The sequence below is a fragment of the Pedobacter nyackensis genome (genome assembly GCF_032678475.1).
Classification (GTDB): domain Bacteria; phylum Bacteroidota; class Bacteroidia; order Sphingobacteriales; family Sphingobacteriaceae; genus Pedobacter; species Pedobacter nyackensis_A.
This window is the reverse complement of record NZ_JAVTSF010000002.1, coordinates 433569-453738: the sequence shown is the minus strand read 5'-3', so window position 1 is coordinate 453738 and position 20170 is coordinate 433569. Positions and strand designations below refer to the sequence as shown.

Sequence of the window (20170 nt, the reverse complement as noted above, 5' to 3'; positions counted from 1 at the left end):
GTTTCTTTAGGCTTTCTTTACCCTTCCTTTAGGGTTTCTTTACCCTAGGGGTATAGCAATGGTAAAGGAAGGGTAAAGAGAGGGTAAAGCAAGGATAAAGCAACCCTCTGTTTATTCCTTACTTATTCTTTATTTATTTCCCTTTTATTCTGGCATCTGATAGAAATATTTTTTTAGCTGTAATTCAAGCAACGTTAAAATAAGATAAGTCAGGGTGCTTTTTTTAGCACATGAACGACAAGGAGGGGGACAGAAAAATATTTTTGTATTTTTTTTGAAAAAAGTTGCGGGAACAAATTCCTCATTTTTAAGGGGTTATTTTGGGATGCTGAAAAATGGCCTAAATTATTTTACTTTTTTTTGCGTCACCCCTTGCAAAAAAGAAAAATCTGCGTACATTTGCATTCCATTTCAAAGCAACTCTTTTTCGAAAGAAGCTTTAAAAAGGGAAGATTGTCCGATAGTATAAGGGTAGTACAACGGTTTTTGGTACCGTTTGTCTTGGTTCGAATCCAGGTCGGACAACAAAACAATATTCGGATTGTGGGTTTAATTCACAATCCGATTTTTTTTAACCAGCATTGATATACCTTTAATCATGCCATTGCAATTTAACCCCGTTAAACTTTTTGCCGGAACAGGTACAAAAGAATTAGCAAAAAGAATTGCCGAACAATACGGCAAACCACTTGGAGATGTAACTTTAAACAGGTTCAGCGACGGTGAGTTTCAGCCTTCTTATGATGAAACTGTACGTGGTTGTGACGTTTTTCTTATCCAATCTACTTACCAACCTTCAGATAATTTAATGGAATTGTTGCTTATGGTTGATGCCGCAAAAAGAGCTTCAGCACATTACATTACAGCAGTTGTTCCTTATTATGGTTTGGCGAGACAGGATAGAAAAGATAAACCAAGGGTTGCAATAGGTGCAAAATTGGTGGCTAATCTTTTAAAATCAGCGGGTATACACAGAATCATGACTATGGATTTGCACGCTGCACAGATCCAGGGATTTTTTGATATTCCGGTTGATCACTTAGATGGTTCGGTGATTTTTGTTCCTTACATTAAAAGTCTGGGACTTGATAACCTAATCATTGCTTCACCTGATATGGGTGGATCTTATCGTGCACGTACTTTTGCTAAGTTTTTTAATGCAGAAGTTGTTATTTGTGATAAGAGACGTAAACGTGCCAATGAAATTGAATCTATGTCAATCATAGGGGATGTTGTTGGGCAGGATGTTGTGTTGATTGATGATATCTGCGATACTGCCGGTACCCTGGCTAAGGCTGCTGCTTTAATTATGGAAAAAGGTGCTAACAGTGTAAGAGCTGTATGTACGCATCCGGTATTGTCTGGAAAAGCATATGAAACTGTAGAAAATTCAATGCTAACTGAACTGATTGTTACGGATACGATTCCGTTGAAACAGGAAAGTGCAAAAATAAGGGTACTGAGTACTGCTCCATTGTTTGCAAAAGCAATTGCCAATGTAAATGAGCATGGTTCAATCAGCGACCTGTTTAATGTTTAAGAATAATTACAAAAATTAAAATAAATAAAAAATGAAAACAATCGCAATTAGCGGTTCTCCAAGAGAGAACGTAGGGAAACGCGATGCTAAAGAGCTTCGCTACGAAGGTAAAGTTCCTGCAGTATTGTATGGTGGTAAAGAACAAGCACATTTTGCTGTATTGATCACTGATTTAAAGGATGCTATTTACACTCCAGAAGCAAACTTTGTTGAAATTGAATTGAATGGTACTAAAATCAATGCCATCATTAAAGAATTACAATTTCATCCATTAACAGACGTGTTGTTACACGTAGATTTTCTTCAGTTATTTGATGACAAAGAAATCCTTATGGAAATCCCTGTTAAATTAACCGGTACTTCTCCAGGTGTTAAAATGGGTGGTAAATTAGTTCAGAAATTACGTAAACTTCGTGTTAAAGCATTGCCGAAAGACATGCCTCAAACTGTTGAAGTGAGCATCGCTAAATTAGAAGTTGGTAACTTATTCCGTGTACGTGACATTGCAAAAGCTGCATACACAATTACTAACACTGGTGAAGACACTATCGTTTCTGTAGGTATGTCAAGAGCATTAAAACAAGCAGAACAAGCAGCTGGTAAAAAATAATTTTTGCTTAGCAAATGAGTATAAAAAGCAGTACCAAACGGTGCTGCTTTTTTTTATTCATTTTTTTTGCCATTTCAATGATCCCATAAACTGATAGTCTGATTCAGAAGTCTGGAAAAAACGAAACCCCAATTAAGGGGGGGGGGAGAATACTCAGAATATTACCGCTATATTAGATTGACATTAATTGCTATCTCAATATGAAATATTCACTAACCTTATTGTTATTATGCCTTTTGTTCTTGTTATCATGTAAACAGTCTTTTGGTATGGTAATAGATCCACCTATTATAAAAGCAGGTACAGCTAAAATAATAGGAAGGATAATAAGTTCGAATGACAGGAACAAGAAAAACATTATTGTAAATGTTATTGTTCCACATCCAATTTCTGGAGAGTATGTCAAATATAAATCGTTTGTTGATCAATCGGGGAATTTCTCTATGGATGCTGACGTTGAAACAGATATCTCTCTAATTGCCTTAAGCACAAGTCTAAATTCAGAAAAGTACCTTCTTGTTAAATTGACAAGTGGTGGTGTTACCAATATTAATGTTGCTTATAATTCGGATGATGATGTCGAAAATATAGACATTACGCCTGGTATGAATCAAAATGATATGACCAGAGGCTTTGAGATCAGGAATAAAATGATTGCATATCAGTCGGATAGGGCACCTCAACCTATGTATGACAAAAGCACGGACTATTTTCTGAATTTTGCTAAAAATGCTTTATCGGAAAGATTAGAGGTCGTAAATAACGATACATTGATATCAAAGGAACTAAGAGAAATTCTGTCTAAAGATTTTCGTTTATTGCTATATAGTACATATATCTTTGATTACGGAAAATTCATGACGATTAATTATCACAATACAAATAAGGATAAAAGCAAAAAGCTTGATATTCAAAAGATTGATAGGTCGTATTACCGATTCCTGAAAGATTTTAAGCTCAATGATCCACAATATTTGATTGGTTTTACATTCCAGGAATTTCAAACAGAAATTCTTCAAAATGAAATATTAAAGCTCCCCATGATCGGAGAAAGTGATGTTCCCTCCTGGTTAGCAAAGGTTAAAGTTATTTTATCAGATTTGGTCGGATTCGACGATGGCCCATACTATGATGTTTTAGCGGCTAATGCCTATAGCAGACAGCTAAATGAAGAGGTAAGGCCGCTAAGCGAAAAGCAAAAACAGAATATCGTAAATTATTGGAAAAAAGGAGAAATTGCAAAAATACTATTTCGAAAAAACCAACAGGTTGTTGAATTGAATAAATTCAAATCAACAACTGTTGTAAATGACATCTCATCAGTTTCGGAAGATAAAGTTATGGAAACGATTGTCTCTAAACATAAGGGCAAGGTTATTTTTATTGACCTATGGGCAACATGGTGTACTCCTTGCCTGGATGCAATGCAGCAATTCAGAAGTACAAAAAATGAGTTTCGGGATAAGGATGTTGCATTTGTATATATAACTAACGCGTCTTCACCTCGAACGCTATGGGAAGAAAAAATTAAAGGAATAGGAAGTGAACATTATTATCTGAAAGACGCTCAGTGGGAGTATATCATGAACCATTTTGGGTTCGAAGGTATTCCGTCATATCTATTATATAATAAAGAAGGTGTACTCATCAATAAATTTACAGGTTTTCCTGGAAATGAGGAAGTTAAAAAGATGGTTGACGGCCTGTTGTAAATGAGCAAATGTTTTCGGAAAAGATAAAAGTTATTTCAGGGAATCTGACGCGACTCAGTGGCATTGAATAAAAAAAGAGCTGTCTCATTTGAGACAGCTCTTTTTTTATTCAGATTCAATTCGATATAGAGATCAATTTTACCTTTTAAAGGTGTCTTTTTTCGCTACGTAAAATGTATCAATTGCAGTCGGATCCGGGCGATAAGCGGTTTTATAAAAGATATCCGTTCCTCGTTTGTAATCCGAAATTCTTGTCAGCGTAGATTCGTTGACGGTCACTTTTATTACCTTCGCTACATCATCTGTATTTGTATACTCTACCGTAGTAAAAATCGCACTGGGATCTATCCCAAGCCAATCAATGGTTAGTAGCTGCTTAGCAACATCGTACACCGTAGTGGTGGGGTTGAAGGACCTGTTGATGATACCGGTAGCGTAATTATTTCCATATACTATTCCGGGCGCGGTAACAGGTACAGATATATTCCCTTTGTCGTCAAATGTTCTCACTTCGAAATTTATCCCACCTTCTTCTAATTTATCCACTATTAATTTAACAGTGTCTACTCCAGAGGTTCTTTTTATAGTTTTTTCTATAACATTTTGTTTGCCATTCCAAAACACCTGATACTTTACAATTTTAGGATCAGATGTAAAAAGCCCATAAACCATAACTCTTTTATTACCCGAAAATACTTTTAACGAGTCTAAAATTCCTGGGTATGATATTTCTTTTTCTCCTTGAAATTCAGCCTTGTAGTCATCGATCTTGGAACATGCCGTTAATACAGAGCATATTGTTAATATGTATAAAATGTTCTTTTTCATAATTTGTTTATTTACTGCCATAAATGTCAATTTGTGCGGCCATGATAGCAAAATTGTTTTCCCAATTCCGCAGGGATTTAATACGGAAATATCTGAATGCAGGTAGCCCTGGCTCAAACTCTGTGCTCCAGCCTTTTAGTGCATAAGCTAGATCTTCGGCAGTTTCAGTTCCAGCTGGTAATCCGGAGGGTTTAATAACTGCAGCGGTTGATATTAATGTCCAGTTATTGTAGCTGCCATCTGCAGTAGGATTGTTGGTCGCCCAGATTTCATATTCTCTTAAGTTTGCTCTTACGTAAAATTTGCCACCGGTTTCTGTTCTGGGGAAGAAGACAAATCTGCTGAGCGCAGTGGTTACGCCTAAATCTATGGTAATGGTTTGCGGAGTAATGGCTCCTTCTGTGGTAAATGCTCTTGGCCATGTGGCTGTTGTTGGATAATTGTTATCCCACAGGTAGGTGAGCAGGGCCTCAGGATAAGCTGGTTTGGCATCACCAGGCAATGTAAATAAAGAGAATTTGGTTTTGTCGAGCTTAATTTCGCTGTAGGGCGTTAAGTCTTGATATAATGTATCAGTATGGTTACCAAAACGATCTGTTACCACAAAACCAAATTTAGTTAAGACAGGTTCTAGACCACGTATGGTAATGTTGCCTAATGCTGATTGCGAATAAATCTTGTCTAAACCTTTTAACTCCCCGGTTTTGATTTTCATCAATGGAACAATAGTTATTGGCAATTTATCTGTATTGGCAAATTTGATATTCGGACCGCCAAAACCTGCTACAACTTTTAAACTCTCGTAAACATTTTGAATGGGTGATTTTAAAGGCTTTATTTTAATTTTGATAGGGTCTGATTTAACTTCACTTCTGGTTACTGAATATAAAGTTATCTCACGCTCATCAGTTGAGTTAAAACCATCTATCAAAAGTTCATTAGTGTAATAGGAGCTCACTACTTCCCGTTTAACTCCCGGTCTGATCTCATATTCTGCTTTGATATAAGACAAACCCTCATTACCTGGCAAGGTATAGGTTAACAGTGCTCCACCACTTTTATTTACAACAGAAACGTTAGTTACCGGCCCAGGTTTTTCAGCACTGTTTTCTATTGGCCCATTTAAAATATCACTTTTACAGCCAAATGTACCTAAAGCGATTATGACTAATAATACGCTAAATTTGTTTATAATATTCTTCATTTTTTAAAAGATTACCAACCTGGGTTTTGTACCAGATTCTCGTTAACTAATAATGTATTTTCGGTTATCGGCCATAAATAATCCCTCGGACCTACAAAACGCTGACTAAAAAATGTAAGTTGTCTGTAATATAATATTGGGTTGCTTTGTTGTATATCCCAGCCTTGCACGTTACCATTTAACTCCAAAGAAGCGGTCTTCCATCTTCTTAAATCCCAGAAACGGCTTCCTTCCATAGCTAGCTCAATAGTGCGTTCTTGTCTGATGATACTTCTTAGTCCATCTTTGGATTGATATTTACCCGGGTTGTTTGAATAAGTCGTCCATGCCTCCTGAACAGTCTTTAAGCCAGATCTGATCCTGATTCTATTTAAGTATTCGTAAACATCATCACCTGGGCCTGAAAATTCATTCAGTGCTTCTGCATATAGGAGATATAGGTCTGCTAAACGGAAAGTTGGCCATGGGTATCTTTCTATACCAATACTGTTGTTATCACCCCAGGAAAACTTCCAGTTAACTAGTTTTTTGCAGAAGTACCCTGTTATTGGTAGTGGTGTGCCGGAACTGGTTCCACCTAATCGTGATTGTATGTTGTAAGTGTTTTCGTCGGTACGAGATGGACTGCTTTCCTGGTACCAAACACCACCGTCAAATGATAGAGAAGCATAAAAACGCCCTTCTCTGTCAAAATTATACCGGGATGAAGTGTAACCAAGAATGTTGTTGAAACGTTCCGCTTGTACGCCAACTCTACGCTCAGTCTTATCTCCGAAAGTCAGGATTTTATCTTCACTGATGGGTACACCATTAGCAGTATAAAACTGATCGGCCATTTTCATGGTGGCTCCTACATCGGCAATCGCGCCTGCATTCCCGCCCCGACCATTTCTTCCATCAAAATGGCCTACGGTTATCAGTTGTAGATTGTTTGTGTTCGATCTGGAGTTACCCCAAATCAGTTCAGAGTTCTGCCATTTTTGAGTTACTGCATTGCGCAGGCTCATTTGTCTTTTGGTGCTGTCTGATATTTTAAATAAAGAAGCTGGAAATTCGAAAAGTTTTAACCCGGCGTTTTCGCAGGAAGTAATAGCAGTTTTACATGCAAGTGCAGCTCTTTCCCACTTTTTGGCATCATAAGTAGTGTTGATCAGTTGAACGCCTTTTTTATCTTTAAAGCTGGTATAATCAGGGTTTCCATTAAACAAAGGACTTGCTGCTAAAACCAGGACGCGCGCTTTCATTGCCAAAGCAGCTGGTCTGGTTAGCCGGCCTAATTCATTTGCTGTGTTTTGTATGTTATCCGGCAAATTAACTGCAGCCATGTCCAGGTACTTAACAATAAAATTAGTTACACTGTCAACGGGCATTCTGCTTAATTTCATGTTCTCAATTGGCTCATCAATATTTGGACTTACGTCTACCGTAGGAATTGGACCATAGGCCCTCATTAGGATAAAATGATAATAAGCTTTTAAAAACTGTCCTTCAGCTATCCACCTGTTTCTTTCGTCTAAACTGATATCGGGTACTTTAGTCATGTCTTTCATGTTTTGAATAAAGACATTACAATCTCTTATGCCCCTGAACATGGATTGTGATTCGTTGGTCCCGTCCCAATAATTGTAATAGGGGTTCACCACGTTTTGATTGCCGCGGGGGATGTTCGCAGCAAAACTGTTAGATCGGCTAACAATTGGCGTACACATTTCATCACCACCTAAAAATGCAGGGTTAGAAACTGTATTTCCATCATCAGGAATATAAGAGTAGCAGGTAAACAGATATTTTTCTGCCTCTGCACGTAAAGTAAAGGCATTTTCTATTCGGGCCAGATTGTCTGGTGCCACATCTAAAAAGCTTTTTTTACATGATGTAAAAAGGGAAGCTATAAATAAAAAATATAGATAAATACGCATTTTATGTATCAATGCTTTTTTACTGATTTGATTAATTTTTTTCATGTTCATTTATACTTTATATGCCCAGTTTTAAACCCAAGTTGTATACCCTTTGTAATGGGTAGCCTAATCCGTTACCCGCCATTTCTACTTCCCATGTTTTAAAGCTGCTAAGTGAGAATAGGTTTAGTGCACTTGTATATAACCTTGCACTGGAAAGTCCAATCCTTTTTGCCAGGTTATTGGAAATGTTGTAACCTAATTCTACTTGTTTTAACCGTAAAAAATCACCTCTGCGTAACCACCATGTTGATGTTTGTGCATTGTTATTGATGACTTCAGAACTCAATCTTGGCCAAAAGGCATATGCGTTCCTGTTGTCTTCGCTCCAATGGTCTTTTGCAATCACATCGAGTAAGCCTGATTGCGAGCCCCCAACAGTAGCGAATGGAGAAATACCAATTACATTCCCGTTGTTATCCCGTCTTGAGCTTGGGTCAATAAAGAATGATGAACGGGCAGAACCCTGGAAGAAGAAGCTGAAATCGAACTGCTTTAATCCGAATGAGCCGCCAAAACCGTAAATAATTTCTGGTGCAGATGGCAGTCCGATGGGTACAACATCTAAAGTGCTGATTTTACCATCACCATTGATATCTCTATATTTGATGTCTCCTGCTCGGTATTCTCCAAAGTTTTGTTTCGGAGAGTTTCTTACTTCTACATCATCAGTAAATAAACGCTCGGCAACTAAACCATATAGTTGATTTACTGACTGGTTTCTTTTGCTGAGATGTGCTAAACTTGCATCATACTTAGGTTCCTCATTAAATATCAATTTACTGGCGGCATAAGTAAAGTTTGCATTTAATTTCATCCAATAATTTTGGCTGAAGTTTTTGCTGTAGTTAAACGAGAAATCTATGCCTTGACTTTCAGCTTTACCAATGTTTGCTCTGGGATATACCAATGCGCTGTTTACTGGATTAACTGTTTGTAAGGCAACTAATGAAGGGATGTTTGTTCTCTCTAACAATACGCTTGTTCTGTTCTGTTTATAGGCTTCAACGACGATATTGAAATCGTTAAATAAAGTCGCCTCCAGGCCTATGTTCGTTTGTTCAGATCTTTCCCAGGAAATTTGAGGGTTCGCAAAACGATTAATTTGAATTCCTGGTCTTAAGTAGTTGTAATTTTCGCCAAATGTGTATCCGTTTCCTGCATTTAAATTAACTTCTGATAAGTAAAAGAAACGGTCAGCATCAGAGCCAATCTGGTCGTTACCGATAATACCGTAACTTCCTCTAAGTTTTAAATTGGTTAGTACTTTAGAATTTTCCAAAAACTTCTCTTTGGTTAAAATCCATGCAGCACTTACTGCAGGGAAAAAGCCATACCGTTTGCCATTGGCAAAGCGTTCCGAGCCGTTGTAACCGAAAGCGAAATCTACAATGTATTTGTCTTTAAAGCCGTAGTTAACCTGTCCTAAGAAATTTAAATTGCGTTTAGGTAAGGAAAGCTGTAAGGTAGAAGCATTGCCTGTGAGCGAAGATCTGACAGTAGTGATGACACGTCCCCCAATCGTATGTTTGTCCTGAAATGTACGGTTGTAATTAATTACACCTTCACCATATATAACCTGGCTTACATTTTTGGCGCCGGGTTCATAAGTTAAATACTCTGTTGGTTCAGCTCCAATTAGTGGCTGGCCAGGTGTTGCCTGGTTAAGCTGTATTAGGGTAGTTTGCCCATCCAAAGTTCTGGCCTGGTAATAAAAAGGGCTATATCTACGGATTAGCGTAAAGTCATTATCTCTTTGTGTAAAGCCCATTACCCTGGCTGATAAGCCAGGAGTAATTCCCGCTAAATCCTGGTTAATCGTAATTTGTGGTATTAACTGCGACCTGTTGTATTGCTGGAAGCCCGAAACAGATTGTGCAAAAGGATTGGTGTACAGTATGTTGGTTGAATTTGGTAATAGAGCGCTACCAAATAAGGGGTGTTGTACATAAGGTAAAAAGCGTTGTGGATATACTGCCGGAAATGCAACTGGATTACTTGACGATGCCAATGTAAATATTCTTGAACCGCCACCAACTGGTGAATTGTTGGAATCAAAAATACCACGTACACTAATTAATGCTTTTGTAGTACTGGTAAGTTTAATGTTAATGTTTGAGAGCAATGAATACGTGCGGGCTTTTACGTTGCTGTTGAAGTTGTTAAAGTCGGATGTTTTTAGCAAACCGTTGTTTTCATCATAAGTTAAGCTGACATAGAAGTTGGATTTTTCATTACCTCCACTCACATCTATGTTTGCCGCATAGTTATTGGTATAGTCCTTAATTAATAAATCTACCCAGTTATTATTCGGGAAAAGAATAGGGTCAATACCTGCGGCAGTATTATCTATCTTGTTTGGATCGTAAGGTGTTTGCCCGAGTGGGTCACGGGTCAGAATGGCTTCGTTTGCCAATTTCATATAGGTAATATTATCTGCTAGTTTGTAGCTTTTGGTATTTCCGGAAATTCGGTTTTCACCTCTGAAATTTATTCTGGTTTTACCTTCTGAACCATGTTTTGTTGTCAATAGTAATACTCCGTTTGCTCCTCTTGAACCATAAAGGGCAGTAGCTGCCGCATCTTTTAACACCGAAAAATTATCAATGTTATCTGGCTGCATTCTTGCCAGGTCTGTTGGGGAACTTTCTATTCCATCAATGTATATTAATGGATCTTGTTTACCTGCTCCAAACGTCCCGACACCTCTGACAAAAAAGTTAGCATTGTCCTGCCCAGGCTCGCCACTTCGCTGAAAAGCGATAATACCCGGTACGCGTCCGGCCAGGGTAGTGGTAAGATTACTGGTTGGTCCTTTAAGGTCTTTTATGCTGACGCTGGTTACTGCGCCGGTAAGCGAGGTTTTCTTTTGCGTACCAAACGCAACGATGGCAATCTCCTCCATTGTGTTCTTGTCGTCATTTTGAAGGATGATATTAATGTTGGTGGAATCTTTAACGGCAACTTCCAGGGTTTGGTAACCTACAAAGCTAAACCTGATCCTTGCCGTAGCAGGGTTTAGCACTTCAATGGAGAATTCGCCCCGCCGGTCTGTCTGGGTAGACCGGCTTTGACCGACTACGCCCACACTTACACCTTCGAGCAATTCCTTCTCGTTACTTTTTACTGTTCCCCTTATCGTTTTCTTGTTTTGAGAAAACGAGTAGAGGGAGAACAGTAAGATTACAGATGATAATAGTAGTACTCTCTTCATATAGTTAAAATTTGGTTTATAGGATCTTTAAAACTTAATCTTTGTGGTGATTATTCCTTAATGATGGTGTTGGTTGGTGGTGTTTATCGGCATCAAAAACAAGTGACAATCTTTGTTCAATTTTTTATCCCTGTATTTGAGGCTGATAAACCTGATGTAAATTTAACGGCGAGTTTTGCGGGAATTGTAAAACTAAAATTGTAAATCATTAAACTTTTTTACCCAGTTTTCTTATTTTTTGATTTATATGATTAATTTAGTTGTATTCACTGCAGTATTTTAATATGAAACCCGAACTGATTGATGTACATCCGGCTGGAGCCAAAAACGTTAGGATTAAGCAATTAGATACCCATATGCTGATTTCCTCTTTCCATTTTCATGATATGTGCGAATTGGTCTGGATCGAAAAAAGCCATGGGAAAAGAATTGTTGGCGATCATATTGGTGACTTTGAGGATAATGATCTTGTTTTTATGGGGCCTGATCTTCCCCATATCTGGCAGAATGACAAAAGTTTTTTGAATAGCAAGGAAGGAGCGGTAAAGTCGACGGTAATTTATTTCCCGGCAAATATTCTAACCAATTTAACCGACGATCAGAATGTCCTTTCCAGGACACAGGACCTGATTGGCAGAGGTGGCAGAGGATTGAAATTTACAGGGGAGACAAATGAAAAGGTCAAAGAGATTTTATTGCAGTTGCATCATCAAAATGGTTTTGAAAGAATCATTTCAGTTGTTAGAATTTTAGAAATATTAAGTAATTCTAATGAGTATAGCTATCTGGCTAGTATTGTCTTTAAAAATCAGTATGATGAAAAAGACAGCAACAGGATAAATAAGGTTTATCAGTTTTTAATGGAAAATTTTCAACGTGATATCCTTTTACAGGAGGTAGCCGATCTATGCAATATGACTACAAACTCTTTTTGCAGGTTCTTTAAAGCACGCTCGCAAAAATCACTCACGCAGTTTATCAACGAAATAAGGATAGGCCATGCCTGTAAATTGCTACAGAACGCGGACTATTCCATCACAGATGTTTGTTTTTCAAGCGGATATAATAATCTTACCAATTTCAATAAATTCTTTAAGGAAATAAAAGGTATGAAGCCTTCCGAATATAGAGGGAAGTTGAAGAAGTAGGTGCGCCATTTCAATATTTGTATTGCGACTATCTGTGTTGGATATGCGTATCGTTGTATCCAATATTTGTTGTTTATTATCCTTTGTTGGCGTGTTTTATAGTGAAATATGGTAAAAAAGTTTTAATAGTGGGTAAAAGGGATGGCTAATTCATCATTTAAATCATGGAATTTTGAAGGAGTATACACACACAAGTAAAACAATATTGAATTGATTATGAAATGGACCAACGATGAATCACTTTTTAAGATTATAAGAGATGAATTGTATACGGCAGTAATTGGAGATATTATGGATAAACTGGGACTGTTACACCAGTTTATGCCTCCGCAAATACAGCCACTCAGAGCTGACATGTTTATTGCGGGTAGGGCAATGACTGTTTTAGAGGCAGATGTTCAGGAGCCAGGGAGTTACGTTAGTAACAACCCGGTGTTGAATCAATCATTTGGATTGATGTTGGATGCACTGGACGACCTGAAGAAAGATGAGGTTTACATTTGTGCCGGAGCTTCGCCAGATTATGCATTATGGGGAGAGCTGATGAGTGCACGTGCGATAAAGCTTGGCGCTGCCGGAGCAGTTGTTGATGGGTATTCAAGAGATACAAAAGGTATTTTGGAATTAAATTTTCCAACGTTTTCTTATGGTTCTTATGCGCAGGACCAGGCGCCGCGTGGTAAGGTGATCGACTTTAGAACGCCGATCGAAGTTCGTGGAGTTAGGGTGAATCCGGGAGATATTGTAGTGGGAGATATTGACGGTGTCTGTATTGTACCTAAAGCCCACGAGGAAGAGATATTTAGTCTGGCTATTGAAAAGGCCAGGGGAGAGAAGCTTGTTCACAAGAAAATACTTGAAGGTATGAGTGCAAAGGAAGCATTTGCAACTTATGGTATCATGTAATCGATTAATCTAAACACACACAAATGAAACGTTTTTATAAATTACTGGTTGCTTTATCCGTTCTGGGGAGTTCGGTACACGCGCAAATTCAAAAAATCAGTTATACCACAGCTGAACAACAGGTTCTTAAACTCAACAGGATATCACCTGCAGGTTCGAAACAACCAAATAAAATATCTTTAGATGGTACCTGGCAATTTTCAACCGATGTTAATTTGACGCCTTGTGATAAAAATATCCAGGTACCAGGAGAATGGGTAATGCAGGGTTTTGAAGTGCAAAAGCGGGTTTTTGCTGGCTACAAAAGAACATTTGAGATACCTACGGATTGGAAAAATAAACGTGTTAAACTTCGTTTTGATGCGGTATTCAGTGAAGCAGAAATTTGGTTGAACGGGAAAAAGGCAGCCAGTCATTTAGGTGGTTTTACTCCTTTTGAAATCGACATCAATAATTTTGTAAAATGGAATGGCAGCAATGAGCTGTTGGTAAAAGTAAAGTCAGACAGTAAGGCTGATTCATTGGCCAGTGCATCAGAATACGCGGTACATCCTTTGGGGGGAATCTCGCGAAAAGTTTATTTGATGGGGATAGCTCCGGTAAATTTCGCTTATGCTGATGTTAAGACGTTATTGGATAAAAAATATGAAAATGCTACGCTTAGCACCGATGTAATTATCGCCAATGAACAAAACGGAAAAGCGGATAATCTTAGTGTTAAAGCGGAACTTTTTAAAGCCGATGGTACCAGTAAGGTGGGAGAGAAGGTAGTAAGGATTGATAAAGGTATAAGTAAGGGAGAATATTTGCAGCAAAATATCAGTTTCGAAGTGCTAAAGCCTGCCAAGTGGGATCCTGAACATCCTAATTTGTATGTGGTTAAGCTCAGTATTATGCAAGGGGATAAAATACAGGATGTAATTACGAAAAGTATCGGTTTCCGTCAGATAGAAGTAAGAGGGAACAGGGTTTTTGTAAACAATATGCCTGTTAAGCTACGCGGAGTTTGTCATCATGAGACCATGCCTTTGCGCGGCCGATCGGTAAACGATAACATGTGGGAAAAAGATATACAATTGTTCCGGGAAGGAAATGTAAACTATATCCGTACTTCACATTATCCGCCTGCCGAAGAACTGGTTGATGCCTGTAATCGTTTGGGGATGTTTTTAGAAGTCGAGGCACCCTTTTGTTGGGCGCAAAATACAGCTGTAGTTGCTGGTACAGAGCTTTATCAAGCTTTACTGGTGGATCAGACTATGGATATGATGAACTATTTCAGGTCCGATCCTTCAGTGCTGATATGGTCTTTAGGTAACGAGAGTTTAAAATATAAGGAGTATTTTAAGGAGACGGGAAAATTGGTAAAACAGTTTGATCCGACCCGCCCACGTAATTTTAGTCAATGGGGTCCAGATGCTGATGAGGGCGATCTGGAAATTGCTAACCATCACTATCCGGGACCAACCGGACCAGAAAAATATAACAACTATAAGCGCCCTATCGTTTTTGACGAGTATGTGCATCTTAATGCTTATAACCGTCTGGAACTGGTTACTGACCCAGGAGTGCGTGATGCCTGGGGAATCGGTTTCGAGGCGATGTGGGAACAGATGTATAAAACCGATGCTGTTTTGGGTGGTGCCATTTGGGCTGCAATTGATGATACATTCTTCCTGCCTAATGGAAAAACAGTAGGTTATGGCACTTGGGGGCCACTTGATGGCTGGAGGAGAGAAAAGCCGGAATACTGGCATATGAAGAAAATCTACTCGCCGGTTAAAATTAAATTGTTAAGCAACTGGAGTAACGGGAAGATAGCAGTGGAACTGGAAAACAGATTGCTGTTTAGTAATTTAAATGAGTGTAAAATTGAATGGAATCTGGCAGGAGAGAGCGGCCGTATAACTGCCGACTTGAAAAGAAATGGTAAAACTACAGTGATGGTAGCTGTTGATAAAAAGCCATTGTCAACTGATAAAATGACCATTAAAGTTTATGATCCACGTGGTGTTTTAGTTGATATTTATCAGTTTGCTGTCGTGCCATCAGTTAGTCAGATTGCCTCACCTGCAATAACAACTGGCCGATCATGGACTTATAGTGAAAAGGGATCTATGTTGACCGCTAAAAATGGGACTATGCAGGTCGTTTTTAATTTGATCGACGGTGATGTAACGCAAGTAACCAATAATGGTAAAAATGTTTGGAATGGCGGAGCAAGATTAATGGTATTGCCACTAACGGGAGAAGGGAATGGTGTACAGATGACAGGCGACAACAAAAAATTTGATCCTTTTACCGATGTATGTAAAAACCGTATAGTAAAAGAAATTAAGCTGGATAAAGGTGAACATAGTTTGGTGATAAGTGTTACAGATATGTATACCGAAGCTGCAGGTATAACAACTTACAATTTTACGGCTAATGGTATGGTAAATATAGCCTATAAATACACCATCAAAAAAGATGTCAATCCACGTCAGTGGGGATTAGTTTTTGGTCTGCCTTCAACTTTCCAGGAATTAGACTGGAGCAGAAATGGGCTTTGGGATTATTATCCTACAAATCATATCGGCAGAACAGCCGGAAAGGCAAAATTAATGTCGGACCTTAAAATTTCTGGCCCGGCCGGCCCATCTACTTTGCCAACTACGCCATGGAGTTTGGATAGAAATGAGTTGGGGACCAATGATTTTCGTTCTACTAAAATGTACATTAACAGGGCCCAATTAACCAATGGTAGTTCTACTTTTGATGTAATATCCAATGGTTTACAGCACATTAGGGCCTGGAGATATGAAGATAGTATTAAAGCTTTGGTAGCAGGATACAGTAATATGGGAACCGAAAGATTTTTTAGAGACCATGCAGCAAAAATGGACCGTCCTTTAAAAGCTGGAGATCTCATACAGGATAATATCAATCTTCAGTTAAAGTAAGGGTATGGCCAGGAATAAACAAACAATAGGAAGAAGGATATTGATAGTTGCTTTTTTTATAGCACTGATATCTACAAAACTTTTGGCGCAGCAAACAGGTGTATCATCAACTTTATCGCCTATACCTTATGCTGTACAAAATAGCAGGAAACCATCAGTTTCACTAAATGGGGAATGGAAATTTGCGCAAACTGGTAAAAAGGGAAGTATTAAAGTTCCTGGGGAGTGGGTAATGCAGGGGTATACTGTAAATACTGGCGAAACAGCAACTTATAGTCGTGAATTTAGTTTACCTGACGATTGGAAGGGGAACAGGATTAAGCTGCGTTTCGATGGTGTAAGTTCGCATGCAGTAGTTAAGATAAATGGCAAAAAGCTTGCTGAACACGAAGGTAGTTTTGTCCCCTTCGAAATTGATATTACCGATGCACTTAAAGCGGATCATAATTTATTGGAAGTTGATGTTCAGGCCAACACCATTAGTGATATTTTAGCCTGTACCTCACAATATGCAGTGCATACGGTGGGTGGTATCTTGCGTAATGTAACGCTGTTTGCCTTGCCATCTGTAAATATTGGTGATTTTACCGTGGTAACGACTTTGGATAAAAATTATTCCAATGCCACGCTTGCCCTAAAAACTTTATTAGTTAATGAAGGCGAAAAGGTTACTTCCGGACAGTTATCATATACTTTGACTGATGCTAATGGAAAATTAATTGCGAGTTCAAAAGCTTCTTTTTCGCAATTACAAGGCGCCAAAAGGAAGTTGCTGGAAACGGTTATCCCTGTAAAAAATCCTGCTAAATGGAATACCGATAAGCCTTATCTTTATCAATTAACAACCGCATTAATGGTTGAAGGCAAGGCAACGCAGACCCATAGCCAAAAAATAGGTTTTAGGCAGGTAGAAGTAAAGGGTAACCAACTTCTGGTAAATGGAATGCCGATTAAGTTAAGAGGAGTAAACCGCCATTCGGTACATCCACTTACCGGGCGTAGTATTAGCGACGACCTGGAATTGAAAGATGCTGTGCTATTTAAGCAGGGCAATTGTAATTATATCCGCACTTCCCATTACCCACCCAGTCAAAGGTTTCTGGAAGTAGCAGATAGTATTGGCTTATTTATAGAAAATGAAAGCTCTTTAACCTGGATACAGCACGGAGCGTCACCAATATGGAAGTTGTGGAACTATAAAGACGAGAAGTTTTATCCATATATGCTTGCAGCCAATATCGAAAAAATGCAGGCCGGAAAAAATCATCCTTCGGTTATTATATGGTCTTTGGGTAATGAGAGTTATTGGAGTCCTTTGTGGGATAAAGTTTATCGTGAAGCTAAGAAATTAGATCCGACCCGTCCTATATCATTTCACGACCAATGTTGGGGTGGGTTTAATAATGGAGGAAACAAAGTTGAAATTGCCAACTATCATTATCCTGGAATGAACGGCCCACAAGCTACTGATACCATGAAAAGGCCTACTTTGTTTGGAGAATATGCGCATTTAAGCACTTATAACCGACGTGAGCTGTTAACCGATCCGGGAGTACGAGCAAGTTATGGTCCTGTGCTGGTTAAATATTACGATAGTATGTATGTGCATAAAGGCAATTTGGGTGGTGCTATCTGGAGTGGTATTGATGATACTTTTCATCTGCCTGACGGAAATATAGTAGGTTATGGTCCCTGGGGGCCGATTGATGCCTGGAGAAGGTTAAAGCCTGAATATTGGGGAATGAAAAAGGCCTATTCACCGGTAGTCGTGAAAAATGTAAACAATCCTTTAGTAAAGAACGGCAAGCTGTTGCTGGAAGTAGAAAATCGCCATGATTTTATTGCGCTTAGCGACGTTGAAATTAATTGTAAAATTGATGGTACAAACATGCGTTTAAAGTCACTGATTAAACCTCGTGAAAAAGGAGTTTTGCAAATCCCTGTAAAAGCCGGGACTAAGGAAGTATATCTTTCATTTACGGATCCTTCAGGTAATATTGTAAATGAAGAATTGATAGTTTTAAAACCCACAGGACCTGCAACAAAAACTGATAAAGTAGCTATAGCTGTTACTGAAAATGAAATGGCGTATTTTGTTGTGCAGGGGGATATCACTTACACTATTAATAAAATTACCGGTGTGATTTCGGGTGCGAATAAGAAAGGTGTAAAAGTTTTAGAACAGGGACCGGTGTTTGGGGTGGTGCTGATGAACAGGGAGGATGGGGGTAAACCTAACGTAGCTGGTGAAACCTACCAAAATAACATCTATCCGATAAAAAATTATCCGCTTTATACCATTTTTGCTAATGCCATTCAGGTGGATAAAAAGGCTGATTCTATTACTTTTAAAATAAAGGCGACTTATACGAATGGAGACGGCAATTTAACATATACTTTTTTTACAAGTGGTGATACCAAAGTGGGTTACGAAGTGAAAACTGGTTTAGAACAGCCTTATCAGTATGGTATGGTTTTTCAATTGCCTAAGAATTTTGATGAGCTAAGTTGGGAACGTAAAGGTGAGTTTTCCGTGTATTCCGCTGATGATATCGCCAGAGCTAAGGGAACAGCCAAATTGAATGCCAAATGGTTGTCGTCGGTAGAAGCGTTTGGGAAACCCTCTGCTATGCTTTGGAAGGATGATGCCAACGAGATGGGGTCAAATGATTTCAGGGCAACAAAGCATCATATTTTGCAGGCGAAACTGGACAATGGCCATGAAGGTATTGTCATCCAGTCTAATGGTAAACAGGCTTTACGTACCTGGTTGCAAGATGAAAAAATCCAGTTACTGATTGCCGATTATAGCAATAGTGGTTCAGAACCATTTTACGGATCGCCATTTACCGATGGGCGTATTAATATTAAAGGAAAAGTATTAAAAGGAAGTGTAACTTTCAAATTACAATAACCGTTAAAAAATAAATACATTCTAATGAAAATTACAGATGTAAAAGTATGGCTCGTAGAGGGAGTAAAATACAATTGGACATTATTAAAAATATATACGGATACAGGACATACCGGTGTAGGAGAAGCTACGAACTGGCCGGGCAGTCCTATTGTATTTGAGGCTGCAAAACATGTTGGTCAACGTATTATAGGCTTAGATCCAATGCGGACAGATTTTATCTGGACAAAATTATATAGAGATTTAAATTGGATGGGCCCTTTTGGGGCGAGCATGTGTGCAATTAGCGGGATAGATATGGCTTTGCTGGATTTAAAAGCGAAAGTATTGGGCGTGCCTTGTTACGAACTTTTGGGTGGTGCTTTTAGAAAAGATATCCTGCTTTATGCTAATTATTGGTTTACAGGTGGTGGTCATAATGCAGAAGATTATGCCATGCAGGCAAAAAAAGTTAAGGAAGCTGGTTTTACCGGTTTAAAGTTCGACCCTTTTGCACATACGAATTATTTGTATGGAGAAGACCTCTCCTCGAATTTGCAGCTTACTCCTGCACAACAAGATCTGGCGTTTGAAGTAAGTAAAGCTGTGCGAGATGCTGTAGGTCCTGATTTCGATATTATGATAGAAACTCATGCTATGCTAAATTACCGCGTGGCGGTTGTTATGGCAGAAAGACTTTCACAATTAAATATAACCTGGTACGAGGAGCCGGCAGGTCCTGAAAACGCAAATACGTTAAAGGCGATGAGAGATAGGATCCCTTCAAATGTTTCTATCTGTGTAGGAGAGCGTCATTATACGCGTCATGGAATCAGGGATGTGCTGGAAAAACATGTCTGCGATATTATGATGCCAGATATAACCCGCTGTGGTGGGCCATCGGAAATGAAACGAATGGCAACCATGATGGAGGCATATAACGTTTTGCTTGCTCCGCATAATCCCAATGGACCATTATCTACATTGGCTTCAGCACATGTTTGTGCTTCGGTACCTAATTTCTTCAGACAGGAATTTATGTTTAATGATGTGCCATGGAGAGATGAGGTAATTGATCATCCAATTAAAGATATGGTGGAGAACGGACATCTTAAGCTTACGGATAGACCTGGTTTAGGTGTTGATCTCATTGAGTCGGAGATGGAAAAACATCCGGGTATATTGGAGCCCAGAGCTGGATTTTACGTATAG

12 protein-coding genes are annotated in these 20170 nt (G+C 38.7%); 8 read left to right on the top strand and 4 right to left on the bottom strand.

The window, feature by feature from the left end; genetic code table 11:
• The first annotated feature begins 598 nt into the window (after positions 1–598).
• The 3 genes from R2Q84_RS09515 (at position 599) to R2Q84_RS09505 (ending at position 3862) form a co-directional block, all read left to right on the top strand.
• Positions 599–1540 carry a ribose-phosphate pyrophosphokinase gene (locus R2Q84_RS09515; RefSeq protein ID WP_316816296.1) on the top strand — a complete coding sequence of 314 codons (942 nt, stop codon included), beginning with the start codon at positions 599–601 and terminating at the stop codon, positions 1538–1540.
• Between the two features lie 31 nt (positions 1541–1571).
• Complete coding sequence (locus R2Q84_RS09510; RefSeq protein ID WP_316816295.1) at positions 1572–2150, top strand: 50S ribosomal protein L25/general stress protein Ctc; 579 nt, start codon at positions 1572–1574, stop codon at positions 2148–2150.
• A 269-nt stretch (positions 2151–2419) separates the two neighbouring features.
• The gene (locus R2Q84_RS09505) at positions 2420–3862 is read left to right on the top strand and encodes a TlpA disulfide reductase family protein (RefSeq protein WP_316816294.1); all 1443 of its coding nucleotides are present in this window, start codon (positions 2420–2422) and stop codon (positions 3860–3862) included.
• A 138-nt stretch (positions 3863–4000) separates the two neighbouring features.
• Here the strand turns inward: R2Q84_RS09505 and R2Q84_RS09500 are convergent, their stop codons facing one another.
• Genes R2Q84_RS09500 through R2Q84_RS09485 form a run of 4 tightly spaced genes read right to left on the bottom strand, consistent with a single transcriptional unit; the run spans position 4001 to position 11069 of the window.
• Positions 4001–4690 (bottom strand): DUF4998 domain-containing protein, encoded by a 690-nt coding sequence (locus R2Q84_RS09500; RefSeq protein ID WP_316816293.1) that lies wholly within the window; start codon positions 4688–4690, stop codon positions 4001–4003.
• Positions 4691–4697: 7 nt separating this feature from the next.
• A complete protein-coding gene (locus R2Q84_RS09495; RefSeq protein WP_316816292.1) occupies positions 4698–5894 on the bottom strand; it encodes a DUF5000 domain-containing lipoprotein in 1197 nt (398 codons plus the stop codon).
• Positions 5895–5905: 11 nt separating this feature from the next.
• Positions 5906–7858, bottom strand: coding sequence for a RagB/SusD family nutrient uptake outer membrane protein (locus tag R2Q84_RS09490; protein WP_316816291.1), 1953 nt, complete (start codon positions 7856–7858; stop codon positions 5906–5908).
• Positions 7859–7871: 13 nt separating this feature from the next.
• Positions 7872–11069 (bottom strand): TonB-dependent receptor, encoded by a 3198-nt coding sequence (locus R2Q84_RS09485; RefSeq protein ID WP_316816290.1) that lies wholly within the window; start codon positions 11067–11069, stop codon positions 7872–7874.
• A 284-nt stretch (positions 11070–11353) separates the two neighbouring features.
• Here R2Q84_RS09485 and R2Q84_RS09480 point away from each other — a divergent pair, with 284 nt between their 5' ends.
• The 5 genes from R2Q84_RS09480 (at position 11354) to R2Q84_RS09460 (ending at position 20170) form a co-directional block, all read left to right on the top strand.
• Positions 11354–12217, top strand: a complete 864-nt coding sequence (locus R2Q84_RS09480) for an AraC family transcriptional regulator (RefSeq protein WP_316816289.1) — start codon at positions 11354–11356, stop codon at positions 12215–12217.
• Positions 12218–12433: 216 nt separating this feature from the next.
• The gene (locus R2Q84_RS09475; RefSeq protein ID WP_316816288.1) at positions 12434–13123 is read left to right on the top strand and encodes an RraA family protein; all 690 of its coding nucleotides are present in this window, start codon (positions 12434–12436) and stop codon (positions 13121–13123) included.
• Positions 13124–13146: 23 nt separating this feature from the next.
• Positions 13147–16065: a glycoside hydrolase family 2 TIM barrel-domain containing protein gene (locus tag R2Q84_RS09470; RefSeq protein ID WP_316816287.1), complete on the top strand. Its 2919-nt coding sequence runs from the start codon at positions 13147–13149 to the stop codon at positions 16063–16065.
• 4 nt (positions 16066–16069) lie between these two features.
• Positions 16070–18979 (top strand): glycoside hydrolase family 2 TIM barrel-domain containing protein, encoded by a 2910-nt coding sequence (locus R2Q84_RS09465; protein WP_316816286.1) that lies wholly within the window; start codon positions 16070–16072, stop codon positions 18977–18979.
• A 24-nt stretch (positions 18980–19003) separates the two neighbouring features.
• Positions 19004–20170 (top strand): mandelate racemase/muconate lactonizing enzyme family protein, encoded by a 1167-nt coding sequence (locus tag R2Q84_RS09460; protein WP_316816285.1) that lies wholly within the window; start codon positions 19004–19006, stop codon positions 20168–20170.

Bases quoted from the DNA above. Each gene is read 5' to 3' on its own strand.
- R2Q84_RS09515 (WP_316816296.1), top strand. From the start codon at position 599: ATGCCATTGCAATTTAACCCCGTTAAACTTTTTGCCGGAACAGGTACA.
- R2Q84_RS09510 (WP_316816295.1), top strand. From the start codon at position 1,572: ATGAAAACAATCGCAATTAGCGGTTCTCCAAGAGAGAACGTAGGGAAA.
- R2Q84_RS09505 (WP_316816294.1), top strand. From the start codon at position 2,420: ATGGTAATAGATCCACCTATTATAAAAGCAGGTACAGCTAAAATAATA.
- R2Q84_RS09500 (WP_316816293.1), bottom strand. From the start codon at position 4,690: ATGAAAAAGAACATTTTATACATATTAACAATATGCTCTGTATTAACG.
- R2Q84_RS09495 (WP_316816292.1), bottom strand. From the start codon at position 5,894: ATGAAGAATATTATAAACAAATTTAGCGTATTATTAGTCATAATCGCT.
- R2Q84_RS09490 (WP_316816291.1), bottom strand. From the start codon at position 7,858: ATGAAAAAAATTAATCAAATCAGTAAAAAAGCATTGATACATAAAATG.
- R2Q84_RS09485 (WP_316816290.1), bottom strand. From the start codon at position 11,069: ATGAAGAGAGTACTACTATTATCATCTGTAATCTTACTGTTCTCCCTC.
- R2Q84_RS09480 (WP_316816289.1), top strand. From the start codon at position 11,354: ATGAAACCCGAACTGATTGATGTACATCCGGCTGGAGCCAAAAACGTT.
- R2Q84_RS09475 (WP_316816288.1), top strand. From the start codon at position 12,434: ATGAAATGGACCAACGATGAATCACTTTTTAAGATTATAAGAGATGAA.
- R2Q84_RS09470 (WP_316816287.1), top strand. From the start codon at position 13,147: ATGAAACGTTTTTATAAATTACTGGTTGCTTTATCCGTTCTGGGGAGT.
- R2Q84_RS09465 (WP_316816286.1), top strand. From the start codon at position 16,070: ATGGCCAGGAATAAACAAACAATAGGAAGAAGGATATTGATAGTTGCT.
- R2Q84_RS09460 (WP_316816285.1), top strand. From the start codon at position 19,004: ATGAAAATTACAGATGTAAAAGTATGGCTCGTAGAGGGAGTAAAATAC.